This window comes from Dactylosporangium maewongense (genome assembly GCF_039531485.1).
In the GTDB taxonomy this organism is placed as follows: domain Bacteria; phylum Actinomycetota; class Actinomycetes; order Mycobacteriales; family Micromonosporaceae; genus Dactylosporangium; species Dactylosporangium maewongense.
Genome location: NZ_BAAAQD010000109.1, coordinates 1 through 604, shown reverse-complemented (window position 1 = coordinate 604; position 604 = coordinate 1). Strand labels below are relative to the sequence as shown.

Annotated in this window: 1 protein-coding gene; it reads right to left on the bottom strand. The window is 68.9% G+C overall.

The features are described from left to right. The coding region (gene rplS / locus ABD332_RS59940) for a 50S ribosomal protein L19 (protein WP_344516120.1) at positions 1-360 on the bottom strand (360 nt) is incomplete at its 3' end. Positions 361-604 lie beyond the last annotated feature (244 nt).

The following is a 604-nucleotide window of genomic DNA, read 5'->3' as shown; positions in this document are numbered from 1 at the left end:
CACGAGGACATCGCCGACATCGAGAGCGGAAAGCTCCTCCAGCGTGATCGGGGTCGCGGCCAGATGGGCAGCGACCGATACGGCGGCATCGGCATAGCCTTCGCCGCGCGGATCCAGCGGGTCTTCGATCTGTTGCACCGGGAAGGTGCGCTCCACACCGATGCCGAAGGACACCTTGCGCACGGTGTAGGTCTCGCCCACGCCGCGGCCGTGACGACGGATCACGATGCCCTTGAAGACCTGGGTACGGGTGCGGTTGCCCTCGATGACCTTGACGTGCACGTTGATCGTGTCACCGGCGCGGAACTCCGGGATGTCGTCGCGGAGGCTGGCGGCGTCGACGAAGTCGAGCTTCTGCATGATGCGTGTCGCTTTCCGTGGCGTGCGCGCAGGTCACGGCCACTGGGTCACCACGGTCTCCCGTGGTCGCTACGTGGATTCGCCGAGCGTGGTGCCCGGAGCTTCTCCCCCCTGCGGCAGGGGCCTGTCGGGCCGGTCGGCAGCGGCTCAGTCTGCCACAGGTGCGGCAGTCCCGGCCAGTCCGTGCTCCCGCCGGTAGGCCTGCGCCTGGTCGTGGTCCATCGCGTCCTCCGGCGCCCAGGCG